Annotated in this window: 15 protein-coding genes; 8 read left to right on the top strand and 7 right to left on the bottom strand. The window is 70.4% G+C overall.

The window, feature by feature from the left end; all coding sequences use genetic code 11:
* Positions 1-22 precede the first annotated feature (22 nt).
* From ACF07V_RS37210 to ACF07V_RS37185, 6 genes are all read left to right on the top strand, one after another.
* Positions 23-1,162, top strand: a complete 1,140-nt coding sequence (locus ACF07V_RS37210) for a zinc-dependent metalloprotease (RefSeq protein WP_392160348.1) — start codon at positions 23-25, stop codon at positions 1,160-1,162.
* 208 nt (positions 1,163-1,370) lie between these two features.
* Complete coding sequence (gene tilS, locus ACF07V_RS37205) at positions 1,371-2,369, top strand: tRNA lysidine(34) synthetase TilS (protein WP_392160346.1); 999 nt, start codon at positions 1,371-1,373, stop codon at positions 2,367-2,369.
* 41 nt (positions 2,370-2,410) lie between these two features.
* Positions 2,411-2,950, top strand: coding sequence for a hypoxanthine phosphoribosyltransferase (gene hpt, locus ACF07V_RS37200; RefSeq protein ID WP_392160406.1), 540 nt, complete (start codon positions 2,411-2,413; stop codon positions 2,948-2,950).
* A 172-nt stretch (positions 2,951-3,122) separates the two neighbouring features.
* On the top strand, positions 3,123-5,141 hold the full coding sequence (gene ftsH / locus ACF07V_RS37195; protein WP_392160344.1) for an ATP-dependent zinc metalloprotease FtsH: 2,019 nt from the start codon (positions 3,123-3,125) through the stop codon (positions 5,139-5,141).
* 101 nt (positions 5,142-5,242) lie between these two features.
* Positions 5,243-5,848: a GTP cyclohydrolase I FolE gene (folE, locus tag ACF07V_RS37190; protein ID WP_392160342.1), complete on the top strand. Its 606-nt coding sequence runs from the start codon at positions 5,243-5,245 to the stop codon at positions 5,846-5,848.
* Positions 5,849-5,886: 38 nt separating this feature from the next.
* Positions 5,887-6,909 carry a hypothetical protein gene (locus tag ACF07V_RS37185; RefSeq protein WP_392160340.1) on the top strand — a complete coding sequence of 341 codons (1,023 nt, stop codon included), beginning with the start codon at positions 5,887-5,889 and terminating at the stop codon, positions 6,907-6,909.
* Positions 6,910-6,913: 4 nt separating this feature from the next.
* Here the strand turns inward: ACF07V_RS37185 and ACF07V_RS37180 are convergent, their stop codons facing one another.
* The 6 genes from ACF07V_RS37180 to ACF07V_RS37155 form a co-directional block, all read right to left on the bottom strand.
* Entirely contained in the window at positions 6,914-7,393 is a 480-nt protein-coding gene (locus tag ACF07V_RS37180; RefSeq protein ID WP_392160338.1) for a DUF3180 domain-containing protein, read from the bottom strand.
* Between the two features lie 49 nt (positions 7,394-7,442).
* Positions 7,443-8,042, bottom strand: coding sequence for a 2-amino-4-hydroxy-6-hydroxymethyldihydropteridine diphosphokinase (gene folK / locus ACF07V_RS37175; protein WP_392160336.1), 600 nt, complete (start codon positions 8,040-8,042; stop codon positions 7,443-7,445).
* Positions 8,039-8,398, bottom strand: coding sequence for a dihydroneopterin aldolase (gene folB, locus ACF07V_RS37170; protein ID WP_116160313.1), 360 nt, complete (start codon positions 8,396-8,398; stop codon positions 8,039-8,041). The genes folK and folB overlap by 4 nt, the downstream gene beginning before the upstream one ends.
* A gap of 121 nt (positions 8,399-8,519) precedes the next feature.
* On the bottom strand, positions 8,520-8,939 hold the full coding sequence (locus ACF07V_RS37165; protein ID WP_392160404.1) for a nuclear transport factor 2 family protein: 420 nt from the start codon (positions 8,937-8,939) through the stop codon (positions 8,520-8,522).
* Between the two features lie 65 nt (positions 8,940-9,004).
* On the bottom strand, positions 9,005-9,865 hold the full coding sequence (gene folP / locus ACF07V_RS37160) for a dihydropteroate synthase (RefSeq protein ID WP_392160335.1): 861 nt from the start codon (positions 9,863-9,865) through the stop codon (positions 9,005-9,007).
* A 28-nt stretch (positions 9,866-9,893) separates the two neighbouring features.
* A complete protein-coding gene (locus tag ACF07V_RS37155) occupies positions 9,894-11,729 on the bottom strand; it encodes a phosphatidylglycerol lysyltransferase domain-containing protein (RefSeq protein WP_392160334.1) in 1,836 nt (611 codons plus the stop codon).
* A 165-nt stretch (positions 11,730-11,894) separates the two neighbouring features.
* Between ACF07V_RS37155 and ACF07V_RS37150 the strand changes: the two genes are divergently transcribed.
* Positions 11,895-13,007, top strand: coding sequence for an alpha/beta hydrolase (locus tag ACF07V_RS37150; protein ID WP_392160332.1), 1,113 nt, complete (start codon positions 11,895-11,897; stop codon positions 13,005-13,007).
* Here the strand turns inward: ACF07V_RS37150 and ACF07V_RS37145 are convergent.
* Positions 13,004-13,999 carry an ABC transporter ATP-binding protein gene (locus ACF07V_RS37145; protein ID WP_392160330.1) on the bottom strand — a complete coding sequence of 332 codons (996 nt, stop codon included), beginning with the start codon at positions 13,997-13,999 and terminating at the stop codon, positions 13,004-13,006. The two genes, ACF07V_RS37150 and ACF07V_RS37145, sit on opposite strands and share 4 nt — an antisense overlap.
* A 143-nt stretch (positions 14,000-14,142) precedes the next feature.
* Here ACF07V_RS37145 and ACF07V_RS37140 point away from each other — a divergent pair, with 143 nt between their 5' ends.
* Complete coding sequence (locus ACF07V_RS37140) at positions 14,143-14,829, top strand: ABC transporter permease (protein ID WP_392160328.1); 687 nt, start codon at positions 14,143-14,145, stop codon at positions 14,827-14,829.

The following is a 14,829-nucleotide window of genomic DNA, read 5'->3' as shown; positions in this document are numbered from 1 at the left end:
CCCGAGCCCGTACGGTTGACGCATGACGAGCATCGGTGGCGCAGGCACATCCGGGATGGTCGACTGGAACCTCGCGGTCGCGACCGCGACCCGCCTCGTGCGGCCCGGACCCGAAGTCAGCCGCGACGAGGCCCGCGAGGTCGTCGCCGAACTCCGCAAGCACGCCAAGGCCTCCGAGGAACACGTCCGCGCCTACACCCGGATGATCCCCGAGGGCACCGAACCCCACGACACACCCGTCCTCGTCGTCGACCGGGCCGGCTGGATCAAGGCCAACGTCGCCGGCTTCCGCGAACTCCTCACCCCGCTCCTCGGCAAGATGCAGGAACGCCGCTCGGGCAACGCCGGCAGCGCCGTCCTCGGCGCCGTCGGCGGCAAGGTCACCGGCGTCGAACTCGGGATGCTGCTGTCCTTCCTCGCCTCCCGCATCCTCGGCCAGTACGAGACCTTCGCCCCCGCCACCCGCGACCTCCCCGCCGGGGCCAACGGCGGCGGACGCCTCCTCCTCGTCGCCCCCAACATCGTCCACGTCGAACGCGAACTCGACGTCGCCCCACACGACTTCCGGCTCTGGGTCTGCCTCCACGAGGAGACCCACCGCACCCAGTTCACCGCCGTCCCCTGGCTCCGCGACCACCTCCAGGGCGAAATCCAGTCGTTCCTCGCCGCCACCGACGTCGACCCCGGCACCGTCGTCGAACGCCTCCGCGAAGCCGCCCAGACCCTCGCCGGCGGCCGCCCCGAAGGCGAGGAGGGCGAACCCACCCCCTCCCTCGTCGAACTCGTCCAGACCCCCGAACAGCGCGAGATCCTCGGCCGCCTCACCGCCGTCATGTCGCTCCTCGAAGGCCACGCCGACTACGTCATGGACGGCGTCGGACCCCAGGTCGTCCCCTCCGTCGCCGAGATCCGCGAGAAGTTCCAGGCCCGCCGCGCCCGCGGCGCCTCCCGCCTCGACCTCGCCCTGCGCCGGCTCCTCGGCCTCGACGCCAAACTCCGCCAGTACCGCGACGGCGAACGCTTCGTCCGCGCCGTCGTCGACCAGGTCGGCATGGACGGCTTCAACCGCGTCTGGACCTCGCCCAACACGCTCCCCACCAAGGCCGAGATCGCCGCCCCCGCCGACTGGATCGCGAGGGTGCACCGTAAGGCAGACTCCTGAGACAGGAGCGGCACACGGCACAGGAACACGTCGGAACACCCCACCAATCACCCATCCGAGGGACCCTGGGCATGGGGTGAGGCGTGCAATGCTCGGGTAACGGCCGGGTTTCTGTCACCATCGACGCACTCTGAGTGACCGAAACCCCCTTTCCGACCGTTAAGACTCCGACCGAGGCACCCCACCCCCATCACGAAGGGCACCGGACATGGGTCCCCATCCTGCGGTCGCGGCGATACGCCTGGCGGTCCGCCGCGTACTCCACGACGTCCTCACCGACCACACCACCGGCGACGAACCGCTGGTGCTCGTCGCCTGCTCCGGAGGCGCCGACTCCATGGCGCTCGCCTCCGCCCTCGCCTTCGAGGCCCGCAAACTTCCCGTACGCGCCGGCGGCATCACCGTCGACCACGGCCTCCAGGACGGCTCCGACACCCGGGCCGCCGAGGTCGCCGGACGCATGACCGCCCTCGGACTCACCCCCGTCGAGTCCGTCACGGTCACCGTCGGCCGCGAAGGAGGACCCGAGGCCGCCGCCCGCGACGCCCGGTACGCCGCCCTCGACGCCGCCGCCGAGCGCCACGGCGCCACCGCGATCCTCCTCGGCCACACCCGCGACGACCAGGCCGAGACCGTCCTCCTCGGCCTCGCCCGCGGCTCCGGCATCCGCTCGCTCTCCGGCATGGCCGCCGTCTCCGGCACCTCCGGCCGCTACCGGCGCCCGTTCCTCCAGCTCGACCGCCAGACCGTCCGCAAGGCCTGCATCGCCCAGGAACTCGCCGTCTGGGACGACCCGCACAACAGCGACCCCGCCTACACCCGCTCCCGGCTCCGCCACGAGGGCCTCCCCGCCCTCGAGAAGGCCCTCGGCAAAGGCGTCGTCGAAGCCCTCGCCCGAACGGCCCAGCTCTCCCGCGACGACGCCGACGCCCTCGACACCTGGGCCGCCGACGCGGAGACCGCCGTACGCGACGAGGCGGGCGCCCTCGAATGCGCCAAGCTCTTCGGGCTGCCCCCCGCCGTACGCCGCCGAGTCCTGCGCCGCGCCGTCATCGCCGAGGGCGCCCCCGCCGGCTCCCTCTTCGCCCGCCACATCGAAGAAGTCGACCGGCTCATCACCGGATGGCGCGGCCAAGGGGCCATCAACCTGCCCGGCCGAGTCGAAGCGCGCCGCCAGGGTGGCAGACTGGTCATCCGGCAAGGCTGACGCACGCTGCAACGAAAGTGACCCGGGTGAACGAGAAGGACATGGGCACCGACCTCCAGTCGGTGCTCATCACCAAGGAAGAGATCGACGCCAAGCTGGCAGAGCTGGCCGCGAAGATCGACGCGGAATACGCGGGCAAGGACCTGCTCATCGTCGGTGTCCTCAAGGGCGCCGTGATGGTGATGGCGGATCTGGCTCGCGCCCTTTCCACCCCCGTCACCATGGACTGGATGGCCGTCTCCTCCTACGGCGCCGGCACCCAGTCCTCCGGCGTCGTCCGGATCCTCAAGGACCTCGACACCGACATCAAGGGCAAGCACGTCCTGATCGTCGAGGACATCATCGACTCCGGCCTGACCCTGTCCTGGCTGCTGTCGAACCTCGGCTCCCGCGAGCCCGCCTCCCTCGAGGTGTGCACCCTCCTGCGCAAGCCGGAGGCCGCGAAGGTCGCCATCGACGTCAAGTGGATCGGCTTCGACATCCCCAACGAGTTCGTCGTCGGCTACGGCCTCGACTACGCCGAGAAGTACCGGAACCTTCCGTTCGTCGGCACGCTCGCCCCGCAGGTCTACGGCGGCTGAACCCAGCCCCCGCAAGGGGAACCCGCACCGCCTTCCCCCCGTTGAACCGTGGGAAGGCGGTCGCGGGCGACGATGCTGAGGTACCGTCCGAAGAACAGCTTTTTCACACAGCAGCTCTCACAGCAGCATTTTCCTACGGGCAGGAGGGACGGGGCGTACTCGCTCCGTATGGATGGACGTGAAGCGATACTTCCGTGGGCCGGTCATGTGGATCGTGCTGGCCGTCCTCGCCGTGGTCGTGCTGATGCAGGTCGTCGGCTCGTCCGAGGGCTACAAGACGGTGGACACCGGCCAGGTCGTCCAGGCGATCGACAAGAACCAGGTCAAGCAGGCAAAGCTCACCACCGGTGACGAGCAGATCATCAAGATCGAGCTCATCGACGGCCAGAAGATCGACAAGAGCAGCAAGGTCCAGGCCAGCTACATCGGCACCCAGGGCGCGGACCTCGCCGACAAGCTCCAGGACAAGTTCGAGGCCGGGCAGATCGAGAAGGGCTACACCGTCTCCCCGACGAAGCAGTCGCCCTTCGTCTCGATCCTGCTCTCGCTCCTCCCCTTCGTCCTCATCGTGGTCGTCTTCCTCTTCCTGATGAACCAGATGCAGGGCGGCGGCTCCCGCGTCATGCAGTTCGGCAAGTCCAAGGCGAAGCTCATCACCAAGGACACGCCGAAGACCACCTTCGCCGACGTCGCCGGCTCGGACGAGGCCGTCGAGGAACTCCACGAGATCAAGGAATTCCTCCAGGAGCCCGCGAAGTTCCAGGCCGTCGGCGCCAAGATCCCCAAGGGCGTCCTGCTCTACGGCCCGCCCGGAACCGGCAAGACGCTCCTCGCGCGCGCCGTCGCCGGCGAGGCCGGCGTGCCGTTCTACTCGATCTCCGGCTCCGACTTCGTCGAGATGTTCGTCGGCGTCGGCGCCTCCCGGGTCCGCGACCTCTTCGAGCAGGCCAAGGCCAACGCTCCCGCGATCGTCTTCGTCGACGAGATCGACGCCGTCGGACGCCACCGCGGCGCCGGCCTCGGCGGCGGCCACGACGAGCGCGAGCAGACCCTCAACCAGCTCCTCGTCGAGATGGACGGCTTCGACGTCAAGGGCGGCGTCATCCTGATCGCCGCCACGAACCGCCCCGACATCCTCGACCCCGCGCTCCTGCGCCCCGGCCGCTTCGACCGGCAGATCGCCGTCGACCGCCCGGACATGCAGGGCCGCCTGGAGATCCTCAAGGTCCACCAGAAGGGCAAGCCGGTCGCCCCGGACGTCGACCTCGGCGCCGTCGCCCGTCGCACCCCCGGCTTCACCGGCGCGGACCTCTCCAACGTCCTCAACGAGGCGGCGCTCCTCACCGCCCGCAGCGACCAGAAGCTGATCGACAACAAGGCTCTGGACGAGGCGATCGACCGTGTGGTCGCGGGCCCGCAGAAGCGGACCCGCATCATGTCGGACAAGGAGAAGAAGATCACCGCGTACCACGAGGGCGGTCACGCCCTGGTCGCGGCGGCCTCGCCGAACTCCGACCCCGTCCACAAGATCACCATCCTGTCCCGCGGCCGCGCCCTGGGCTACACGATGGTCCTGCCGGACGAGGACAAGTACTCGACCACGCGCAACGAGATGCTCGACCAGCTGGCGTACATGCTGGGCGGCCGCGCGGCCGAGGAGCTCGTCTTCCACGACCCGACCACGGGCGCGGCGAACGACATCGAGAAGGCCACCGCCACCGCCCGCGCGATGGTCACGCAGTACGGCATGACCGAGCGGCTCGGCGCCATCAAGTTCGGCGGCGACAACACCGAGCCCTTCCTCGGCCGTGAGATGGCGCACCAGCGCGACTACTCGGAAGAGGTCGCGGCGCTGGTCGACGAAGAGGTCAAGAAGCTCATCGAGACCGCGCACAACGAGGCCTGGGAGATCCTCGTCGAGAACCGTGACGTCCTCGACAACCTGGTCCTCGCCCTGCTGGAGAAGGAGACGCTGGGCAAGGAGGAGATCGCCGAGATCTTCGCCCCCATCGTCAAGCGCCCGGCCCGCCCGGCCTGGACGGGCTCGGCCCGCCGCACCCCGTCCACGCGTCCGCCGGTCCTCTCCCCCAAGGAGCTGGCCCTGACGAACAGCGCGAACGGCACGGCGACCACGGCGGTGGACACCACCAAGGGCATCGACATCGCCCCGGTGGACACCCCCGAGGACTGACCGCCCCGGCACCCCGGAATGGAAGCCGCGCCCCCACAGGTTCTAGCCTGTGGGGGCGCGGCTATTTCGCGCGCACACAGTCAGACGGAACGAGGCACAGGATGACCGACCCGGTGACGCTGGACGGCGAGGGCACGATCGGCGAGTTCGACGAGAAGCGCGCCGAGAACGCCGTACGGGAGCTCCTCATCGCGGTCGGCGAGGACCCGGACCGCGAGGGGCTGAAGGAGACGCCGGCGCGGGTGGCGCGGGCGTACAGGGAGCTTTTCGCGGGGCTGTGGCAGAAGCCCGAGGACGTTCTGACGACGACGTTCGACCTGGGGCACGACGAAATGGTCCTGGTGAAGGACATCGAGTTGACGGCGACCTGTGAACATCATCTTCTGCCATTTCATGGCGTAGCTCACATTGGTTACATTCCGGCCGAAACGGGCAAGATCACGGGGCTTTCGAAGCTGGCCCGTCTGGTCGACGTCTATGCCCGGCGTCCGCAGGTGCAGGAGCGTCTGACGACGCAGATCGCCGACTCGCTCATGAGGATCCTTGAGGCGCGTGGCGCGATCGTCGTCATCGAGGCGGAGCACATGTGCATGGCCCTGCGCGGAGTCCGCAAGCCGGGCGCGAAGACGACGACCTCGGCGGTACGTGGTCAACTTCGTGACGCTACCACCCGTGCTGAGGCTATGTCCCTGATATTGGCCCGTTAGCAGCGGGCTGTCCGCCTCGCTCCATACCGTCCCGATCAGTGGAGTTGATCGCTGATCAAGGGGGCGGTATGGGGTACGGGCCGACCAGCAAGATGCTGGTCAACCTGGTGGACGGCTGCGCGCAGGCCAAGAACGTGGTTCCGGGCAGTGTCATGTGGACGCTGGACGGCGACCGGACGGTGCAGACCACAGCCGTGGACGTGACGGCGGTGAAGGGGCGGCAGGCCGTCGATGTGGTCACGGACCACATGACCTTCACCGTCGGCCCGGATCTGCTGTTGCTCACGCCGGACGGGTGGACACGCGCGGCGGATGCGGCGGGGACGGTGATCGCCTGGACGCACGCGCGGAAGCTGTGCCGGGAGCGGCCGGTCATCCGGGCCGGGTACGACTTCGGCTACTTCGTGGGCGCCACGTGCGCCGACGGGACCGTCTACAAGAACTACGTGTCCTTGATCGTCAATGACGAAGGCTTCGCTTCGCGGTACGCGACCGCGCTCACGGCCTGCACAGGGCTCCCCGCCCGGCTGGAGGCGGTGACCCGGCCGTCCGGCTATCTCAAGCGCGACCTGCCCGGCTTTCGTGTGCGTGTGGTGTCCTCGTACCTCTCCGACGCGCTGAGGCACTACGTGGGCGGGGATGCCCACCACATGCGGCAGCTCTTCCCGCGCGTCGTGTTGCGCGACATTGACACCTTCAAGGGGTTCCTTGACGGGTACGTCGACGGCGATGGTTTCGCCCCTAAGCATGGATGGGGGCGAATGATCGCGAGTGCGAACGTGCCGTTCCTTGTTGAGCTGGCGCAGGTCATCGGTGCGCGCTTCACGCCGGCGAAGCGGGGGCTGGCCTCACAGCTCTACGTGTCGAACCGCTGGGCCGACCGTGGCACCTTCGCCCCCGAGCACCACCCCGTAGACCCGCCCGAGTCCTCCTGGATCAAGGTCCAGGAGGTCCGCCCCCGCCCCGCCCTGGGCACCAAACCCTTCACCTTCTACAGCTACCGGCTCGCCCCCCACCCCACCTTCCTGGTGAACGGGCACCTCGCGCGCGAGCCCTGGTAGGGAGTTAGGCCGCCGGGGCCTGGTTCTTGTCGTCGTCCTCCGGGAGCTTGCAGACGCGCTCCAGGAAGAGGGCGGCTGCGATGACGGCGATGCCCGCCGCGACCGAGAAGGCCGCGTAGAGGGCCTGGTCGCGGCGGGCGGGGACGTCCAGGGAGCCGAGGAGGAAGACGCCCGTGCCGCCGTACATGCCGGCGACGAGGGCGGCGACGAGGGCGCTCGCCTGGCCGAAGACCACCGCGCGCGCCGCCATCAGGGGTTCGACGCCCTTGGCGCCGGGGCGGCGCTCGCGCTGGGCCTTGAGTCGGGCGCGGATCGAGAGGGCCGTCGCGGTGAGGACGACCGCGATCACGGCGAGGACGATGGGCGCGGCGATCGGCACGCTGGGGAGGGTGCCGACCGAGTCCCAGAGCCGGGCGGCGCCCCAGGAGAGGATTCCGGCGACCAGGAACAGTCCGGTGAGTACTTTCAGCCGCAGTTGTTTCACCGGGTGTCCTTCGTGTCGTCGCTGGGGCGGTCTGGCACGAGCGTAACGACTACTCCGGGAGCCGGAGTTCCAGGTCGACACGGGGAGTGACGCCTTCGCGGCCGAGGGCGGCGAGGAGGTCGGCGACCGGGCCGTGGCCGGGGAGCTGGGCGTCGGGGTCCACGTCGTGCCAGGGGGCGAGGACGAAGGCGCGCTGGTGGGCGCGGGGGTGCGGGAGGGTGAGGACGGGGTCCTCGGAGACCACGTCCGCGTAGGCGACGATGTCGACGTCGATGGTGCGGGCGCCCCAGCGCTCCTCGCGGACGCGGTGGAAGGCCTCCTCGACGGCGTGGGCCCGCTCCAGGAGGGAGGAGGGCGGCAGCGTCGTCTTCACGAGGGCGACGGCGTTGAGGTACGAGGGCTGGCTGCCGGGCTCGACGCCCCAGGGGGCCGTCTCGTAGACGGGGGAGACGGCCTTGACGCGGAGGCCGGGGGTGTCGCCGAGGGCGTCGACGGCGCCCTGGAGGGTCTCCAGGCGGTTGCCGAGGTTGGCGCCGAGGGCGAGGACGGCCCAGCGGGGGTTGGAGAGGGTGGTGTCGGCGGCGTCGACGGTCTCGACGACGGAGGCCGGCACGGGCTGGACGGTGGGGTCGCTCTGCGTCGGCTTCATCGTCGGCTCCGGGTGATCGTGATGGTCACGTCGTCGAAGGGCACGGTGATGGGCGCGTCCGGTTTGTGGACGACGACTTCCACCTCTTGTACCCCGGCGTGGCTGAGGCACTGCTGTGCGATGCGCTCGGCGAGGGTTTCGATGAGGTCGACGGGCTCGCCCTGGACGACGTCGACGACCTCTTCGGCGACGATGCCGTAGTGGACGGTCTTCGTGAGGTCGTCCTCGGCGGCCGCCGGGCGGGTGTCCAGGCCGAGGACCAGGTCCACGATGAAGGTCTGGCCCTCCTCGCGCTCCTTGGGGAAGACGCCGTGGTGGCCTCGGGCCTTGAGGCCGCGCAGCGCGACACGATCCACGCGAATCACTCCTGCTGTCGTAGTTCGGGTGGCCACGCAGCCGGGTGCGGACGGCCGGGTGTCCACTTCGAATCTACCTGCGGGGACCGACAGCGCTTGCCCTTGGGGGGCCGGAGGTGGGTCAGACGGGCGGATTCGAAGCTTCGGGGCCGTCCTCGGGGTCGCCCGTTTCCTCGGTCTCGCCGAGGACGGGGGAGGCGTGGTGGGACCAGATCCGCCAGCCTGCGGGTGTGCGGCGGAACACATTGGTGGCGACGACGAGCTGGCCGACGAGGGGGCCGAGCTCGGCCCCGTCCTCGGCGGGGCCGCCGCTGAGGATGTTCTCGGTGCAGGTGACGAGGGCGGTGTCGTCGGCCAGGGAGATCCGCAGGTCGGTGAGGAAGAACTGGATGTAGTCGGTGTTCGCCATGATCAGGGCGTACGAGCGGAGCACCTCGCCGCGGCCGGTGAGGACGGGCCAGCCGGGGTGGACGCAGGTGATGGGGGTGGCTCCGTCGTCGAGCCAGAGTCCGGAGAGGCTCTCGAAGTCGCCGGTCTCCATGGCCTCGTAGAAGGCGGTGTTGGCGGCTTCGACGGCTGCCTCGTCGGTGCCGCGGTCCGTGCGGCTCACGCGGCTCCCTCGACGGCTCTGGCGACCCGTACGGCGTCGGCGGTGGCCCGTACCTCGTGGACGCGGACGGCCCACGCGCCCGTGTGGGCGGCGATGGCGGAGACGGCGGCGGTGGCGGCGTCGCGCTCGCGGGCGGGGGGCGGGGTGGCGCCCTCGCGGGTGAGGACGTGGCCGAGGAACCGCTTGCGGGAGGCGGCGACGAGGAGGGGGCGGCCGAGGGCGCGGAGTTCGGGGAGGTGGGCGACGAGGGCCAGGTCGTGGGGGGCGAGTTTGGCGAAGCCGAGGCCGGGGTCGATGACGATCCGCTCGGGGGCGATGCCGCCGTCGATGACGGCTTCCATGCGGGTGCGGAGTTCGGTGACGACTTCGCCGACGACGTCGTCGTACACGGCGAGGTTGTTCATGTTGTCGCTGAAGCCGCGCCAGTGCATGACGACGAAGGGGACTTCGGCGGCGGCGACGGCGGGGATCATGCCGGGGTCGGCGAGGCCGCCGCTGACGTCGTTGACGAGGACGGCGCCGGCTTCGACGGCGCGGGCGGCGACGGTGGCGCGCATGGTGTCGACGGAGACGGTGACGCCTTCGGCGGCGAGGCCGCGGACGACGGGGATGACCCGGCGGAGTTCTTCGTCCTCGTCGACGCGGGTGGCGCCGGGGCGGGTGGACTCGCCGCCGACGTCGACGAGGTCGGCGCCCTCGGCGACCAGGTCGAGGCCGTGTTTGACGGCGGCCGTGGTGTCGAACCAGCGGCCGCCGTCGGAGAAGGAGTCGGGGGTCACGTTGACCACGCCCATGACCGCGCAGCGGTCCCACTCCGGCAGGCCCCGGGCTGTGCCCCGGTCGATCGTCGTACTCATGTGTCCAGCGTAGGGCCCAGGGGCGATATCAGGCCGCGCGGACCTCTCGGTCGGCGGTCTGGGTGGGGACGATGTGGGCGCAGGGGCGGGGGGCCGGGGTGGGGCGCCGGTGGGTGAAGGGGCGGGGGAGGGAGAGGTTGACGAAGCCTTCGGCCTGCATGGCGGCGAAGCCGATGCGGGGGAGGTCGCGGCTCTTGCGGTAGACGACGAAGCGGGGTTCCCAGCGTGGCCGGAACTTGGCGTTGAACTTGTAGAGCGACTCGATCTGGAACCAGCGGGAGAGGAAGACGAGGAGGCCGCGCCAGACGCGCAGGACGGGTCCGGCGCCGATCTTCTCGCCGCGGGCGAGGGCGGCGCGGAACATGGCGAAGTTGAGGGACACGCGCGCGATGCCGAGGTCGGGGGAGGCCTGGAGGGCGGCGACGATGAGGAGCTCGTTCATGCCGGGGTCGGCGGAGCGGTCGCGGCGCATGAGTTCGAGGGACATGCCGTCGGGGCCCCAGGGTACGAAGTGGATGATCGCCTTGAGGTCGCCGTGGGGCGAGGTGTCGTCGTCCTTGTGGGCGGTCGCTATGACGGCGTCTCCGTCGCCGGGGGCGCCGATGCGGCCGAGGGCCATGGAGAAGCCGCGTTCGGTGTCGGTGCCGCGCCAGTCGGCGGCGGCGCGGCGGACGCGTTCGAGTTCCTCGTCGTCGAGGTCACGGACCCGGCGGACCTGGGTGGTGTAGCCGTTGCGTTCGATGCGTTTGACCATCTGGCGGACGTTGCGCATGGCCCGGCCGGAGAGGGAGAAATCCGCGACGTCGACCACCGCTTCGTCGCCGAGTTCGAGGGCGTCGAGGCCGGTTTCGCGGGTCCAGACCTGGCCGCCGGTCTCGGAGCAGCCCATGACGGCGGGGGTCCAGGAGTGGGCTTTGGCCTCGTCCATGAAGCGTTCGATGGCGCCGGGCCAGGCTTCGACGTCGCCGATGGGGTCGCCGCTGGCGAGCATGACGCCGGAGACGACGCGGTAGCAGACGGCGGCCTTGCCGCTGGGGGAGAAGACGACGCCCTTGTCGCGGCGGAGTGCGAAGTGGCCGAGGGAGTCGCGGCCGCCGTGCTGGTCGAGGAGGGCGCGGAGCCGGATCTCGTCCTCGTCGGTGAGGCGGGCGGCGGGGTGTTCGGGGCGGAAGGCCAGGTAGATGGTGGTGAGGGCGGTGAGCATGCCGAGGGCGCCGAGGGAGTAGCCGACGGTCCAGTCGACGCCCTTGGTGTAGGCGACGGGGCCTTCGATGCCGAGGAGTCCGTACAGGACGTGTTCGAGGCGGTCGGCGAGGCTGGGGCTGCCGACGACGCGGCGGGGGTGGGCGCTGACGATGACGAGGCCGAGGGCGATGGATCCGGCGCCCATGAGGACGAAGTTGGCGAGGGCCCGCCAGCGGCTGCGGGGGTCGGGGAGGGCGGCGAACTCACCCCGGTGGCGTACGAGGAGGGTGAGGAGTACGAGGGAGAGGAGGGCGCCGAGGACGGAGTGGCGCCAGACGAACTGGGCGGCGGCGCCGAGGGGGAGGAGGACGACGGCGGCGCGCCAGGCGCGGCGTTTGTTCCGTTTGAGGCCGTGGGCGAGGAGCAGGAGGAGGACGCCGGCGCTCAGGGAGAGGGCGGCGGAGAGCGGGCCGAGGGTGCCGGGGAGGACTTCGGCGACCGCGTGCATGCGGCTGGCGCGGAAGCGGGGGAAGACCCCGGCGGCGATGTCGATGAGGCCGATGAGGGTGCAGGCCGTGCCGACGAGGGCCGGGACCTTCTCGGGACGGGGGCCGCGGAGAATCCGCCGCACCCGAACCGGAACCAATCCCGATTTGTCCCCATCTACCGTGACAGACATGGCTTCCCGTACTTCCCGTGGTCCTGCGCAGGGTCTTTGACTCCGGTCGGGCCCTGCGGCGCGTTCGGCGGGCCGTTCCGGCTGGTGCGCCTTCTATGACGGCGGTGTACGGGGTCGGGTTCATTCGTCCACAGGAAAATCTCGGAAAGAAGGCTCGGTCGTCTCATGGGTCTCACCAGCGACAAAGTCCTCGTGTTGGCCGTGGTGCTGGCCGTGGTGCTGTTCCTGGCCACGGTCTGGCTGTGGCCGAGGCTCTCGCGGCGCGGTTTTCGGCCGGTCGCGGGCCGGGTGGGGCTGCTGCTCGTGACGCAGCTGGCGCTGTTCGCGGCGGTGGGCCTGGGGGCGAACCGGTCGTTCCTCTTCTACGGCTCGTGGGCCGATCTGTTCGGTCAGGAGCAGCAGCTGGGGGTGGTCGTCGACCACGCGGCCGGTACGAAGGACGTGCGGGTGGTGGGGACGCAGGCGCTCGACGTGCCGGGGGGCAGCCGTCCCTCGGTCGGCGGTCAGGTGCAGAAGGTCGTGGTGGAGGGGGAGCGGTCGGGGATCGCCTCGCCGGCCTATGTGTATCTGCCGCCGGAGTACTTCCAGGCGCGGTACGCGAAGCGGAAGTTCCCGGCGACGGTGGTGCTCACGGGGTATCCGGGGACGGCGGAGAACCTGATCAAGGCGCTCGACTATCCGGGGAAGGCGTACGCCCAGGCGAGGGAGGGGCGGATGCAGCCGATGATCCTGGTGATGCTGCGTCCGACGGTGGCGCCGCCGCGGGACACCGAGTGCGTGGACGTCCCCGGGGGCCCGCAGACGGAGACGTTCTTCGCGGAGGACCTGCCGAAGGCGGTCTCGGGGATGTACCGGGTGGGGACGAAGGCCCGGAACTGGGGGTTCATGGGGAACTCGACGGGCGGTTACTGCGCGCTGAAGATCGCCCTCCACCACCCGGACCGGTTCGCGGCGGGGGCGGGCCTCTCCGCGTACTACAAGGCGGCGGAGGACGTCACGACCGGTGACCTGTTCCACGGGGACGAGGCGCTGCGCCGGCGGGGCGATCTGCTGTGGAGTCTGGACCACGGGCAGTTGGGGAGCACGTCGTTCCTGGTGACGACGTCGAAGAAGGGCGAGGGCAACCTGAAGAGCACGCGGGAGTTCATCCGGAAGGTGAAGAGCCCGGCGCAGGTCTCGTCGATCATCCTCGACAGCGGCGGCCACAACTTCAACACGTGGAACCGGGAGATCGCGCCGGGCCTGGTCTGGATGGGTGAGAGGCTCAGCGCGAACTAGCCGGCTTCGGGGGCGGAGGCGCGGCGCAGGGCGCGGTGGACGCCTTCCGGGGTGAGGACGCCGAGCGGCCGGCCGTCGTCGCCGGTGACGGTGAGGCGGCCGGTGTCGTGCTGGAGGAGCTCGGCGAGGGCGTCCTTGAGGGAGGTCCCGAGGGGTACGTGGGTGCCGTCCTGGTATTCCTCGGGGCCTCCGACGTGCTCTTCGCGGCTTCCCTTCCAGAGGTCGAGGTCGGCCTCGGTGACGGGGGTGACCGCGAGCCGCTTGAGGCCGCGGTCGCTGCCGACGAAGTCCGCGACGTACGGGGTGGCGGGGGAGCCGAGGACGGTGGCGGGCGTGTCGAACTGTTCGATGCGTCCGTGTCCGTAGACGGCCATGCGGTCGCCCATGCGGACGGCCTCCTCGATGTCGTGGGTGACGAGGAGGACGGTCTTGCGGACGGTGGCCTGGAGTGCGAGGAACTCGTTCTGGAGGCGCTCGCGGACGACCGGGTCGACGGCGCCGAAGGGCTCGTCCATGAGGAGGACGGGCGGGTCGGCGGCGAGGGCGCGGGCGACGCCGACGCGCTGGCGCTGACCGCCGGAGAGCTGGGCGGGGTAGCGGGAGCCGTACACGGCCGGGTCGAGGCCGACGAGGTCGAGGAGTTCGGCGGCACGCGCGCGTGCGGCGGTCTTCTTCCATCCGAGCAGGGCGGGGACGGTCGCGGTGTTGTCGAGGACCGTGCGGTGGGGGAAGAGCCCGACCTGCTGGATGACGTAGCCGATCTTGCGGCGCAGGGCGACCGGGTCGACTCCGGCGATGTCCTTGCCGTCGACGAGGACACGGCCGGAGGTCGGCTCGACGAGCCGGTTGACCATCATCATCGTGGTCGTCTTGCCGCAGCCGGACGGGCCGACCAGGGTGACGAGTTCGCCCTCGGCGACCTCGAAGGAGAGGTCGTCCACCGCCGTCGTGCCGTCGTCGTACCGCTTGGTCACGTGCTCGAACCGGATCATGGTTCCCCATTCTGTCCCCTGGGCACCGGGGGTGTGTGAAGGGCGTGTTGCCGCATTGTGGCGGGTCTCGGGGATTGTCGGTGGCGGGGGTTAGGGTCGTCACACAAGCGTTCGGGAGGGTGGACGAGCCGGGGGGAGGGACGATGAGCGCGCCGAACTGTCTGGTCACGAACGACTGGATCTGCGGTGAGTATCTGCGCACGCGCGGCGAGGAGTTGACGGACGCGCTGCTCCAGCATGTGGGAATCACCGTCGTGTCCGTGCTGATCGCGCTCGCCGTCGCGGTCCCCCTCGCGCTGCTCGTCCGCGCCCGGCCCCGGTTCGCGGGACCGGTCCTCGGTCTGACCACCCTGCTCTACACGGTGCCTTCGCTCGCGATGTTCTCGCTGCTGCTCCCCCTCTTCGGGCTGTCGGCGGCGCTCGTCGTGACCGGCCTCGTGCTGTACGCGCTGACGATCCTCGTGCGGAACACCCTGGCGGGGCTCGCCGCCGTGCCGGCCGAGACGCGGGAGGCCGCCCGGGGCATGGGGTACGGCTCGCTGCGGATGCTCTGGCAGGTCGAACTCCCGCTGGCGCTGCCGGTGCTGATGGCCGGCGTGCGGATGGCGACGGTCTCCACGATCGCGCTGACGACGGTCGGTTCGGTCGTCGGCCGCGGGGGCCTCGGCAATCTCATCGAGGACGCGCTGCCGACCTTCTTCAAGGCGCAGATGCTCGCCGCCTCGGTGCTGTGCGTGCTGCTCGCCGTCGCCGCCGACCTGCTGCTCCTGGGCCTCCAGCGGCTGCTGACGCCGTGGACCCGGATACGGACCGCGCCGGGAGGTGGGTGA

The sequence above is a fragment of the Streptomyces sp. NPDC015661 genome (assembly GCF_043077765.1).
Taxonomy (GTDB): Bacteria; Actinomycetota; Actinomycetes; order Streptomycetales; family Streptomycetaceae; genus Streptomyces.
The sequence above is the reverse complement of the archived record's forward strand: the minus strand, read 5'-3'. Positions and strand labels throughout refer to the sequence as shown.

What these genes read in the sequence shown, in the direction of transcription:
- ACF07V_RS37210 (WP_392160348.1), top strand. Translation starts at nt 23, where the DNA reads ATGACGAGCATCGGTGGCGCAGGCACATCCGGGATGGTCGACTGGAAC.
- tilS (WP_392160346.1), top strand. Translation starts at nt 1,371, where the DNA reads ATGGGTCCCCATCCTGCGGTCGCGGCGATACGCCTGGCGGTCCGCCGC.
- hpt (WP_392160406.1), top strand. Translation starts at nt 2,411, where the DNA reads ATGGGCACCGACCTCCAGTCGGTGCTCATCACCAAGGAAGAGATCGAC.
- ftsH (WP_392160344.1), top strand. Translation starts at nt 3,123, where the DNA reads ATGGACGTGAAGCGATACTTCCGTGGGCCGGTCATGTGGATCGTGCTG.
- folE (WP_392160342.1), top strand. Translation starts at nt 5,243, where the DNA reads ATGACCGACCCGGTGACGCTGGACGGCGAGGGCACGATCGGCGAGTTC.
- folK (WP_392160336.1), bottom strand. Translation starts at nt 8,042, where the DNA reads ATGAAGCCGACGCAGAGCGACCCCACCGTCCAGCCCGTGCCGGCCTCC.
- ACF07V_RS37165 (WP_392160404.1), bottom strand. Translation starts at nt 8,939, where the DNA reads ATGGAGACCGGCGACTTCGAGAGCCTCTCCGGACTCTGGCTCGACGAC.
- folP (WP_392160335.1), bottom strand. Translation starts at nt 9,865, where the DNA reads ATGAGTACGACGATCGACCGGGGCACAGCCCGGGGCCTGCCGGAGTGG.
- ACF07V_RS37155 (WP_392160334.1), bottom strand. Translation starts at nt 11,729, where the DNA reads ATGTCTGTCACGGTAGATGGGGACAAATCGGGATTGGTTCCGGTTCGG.
- ACF07V_RS37150 (WP_392160332.1), top strand. Translation starts at nt 11,895, where the DNA reads ATGGGTCTCACCAGCGACAAAGTCCTCGTGTTGGCCGTGGTGCTGGCC.
- ACF07V_RS37145 (WP_392160330.1), bottom strand. Translation starts at nt 13,999, where the DNA reads ATGATCCGGTTCGAGCACGTGACCAAGCGGTACGACGACGGCACGACG.
- ACF07V_RS37140 (WP_392160328.1), top strand. Translation starts at nt 14,143, where the DNA reads ATGAGCGCGCCGAACTGTCTGGTCACGAACGACTGGATCTGCGGTGAG.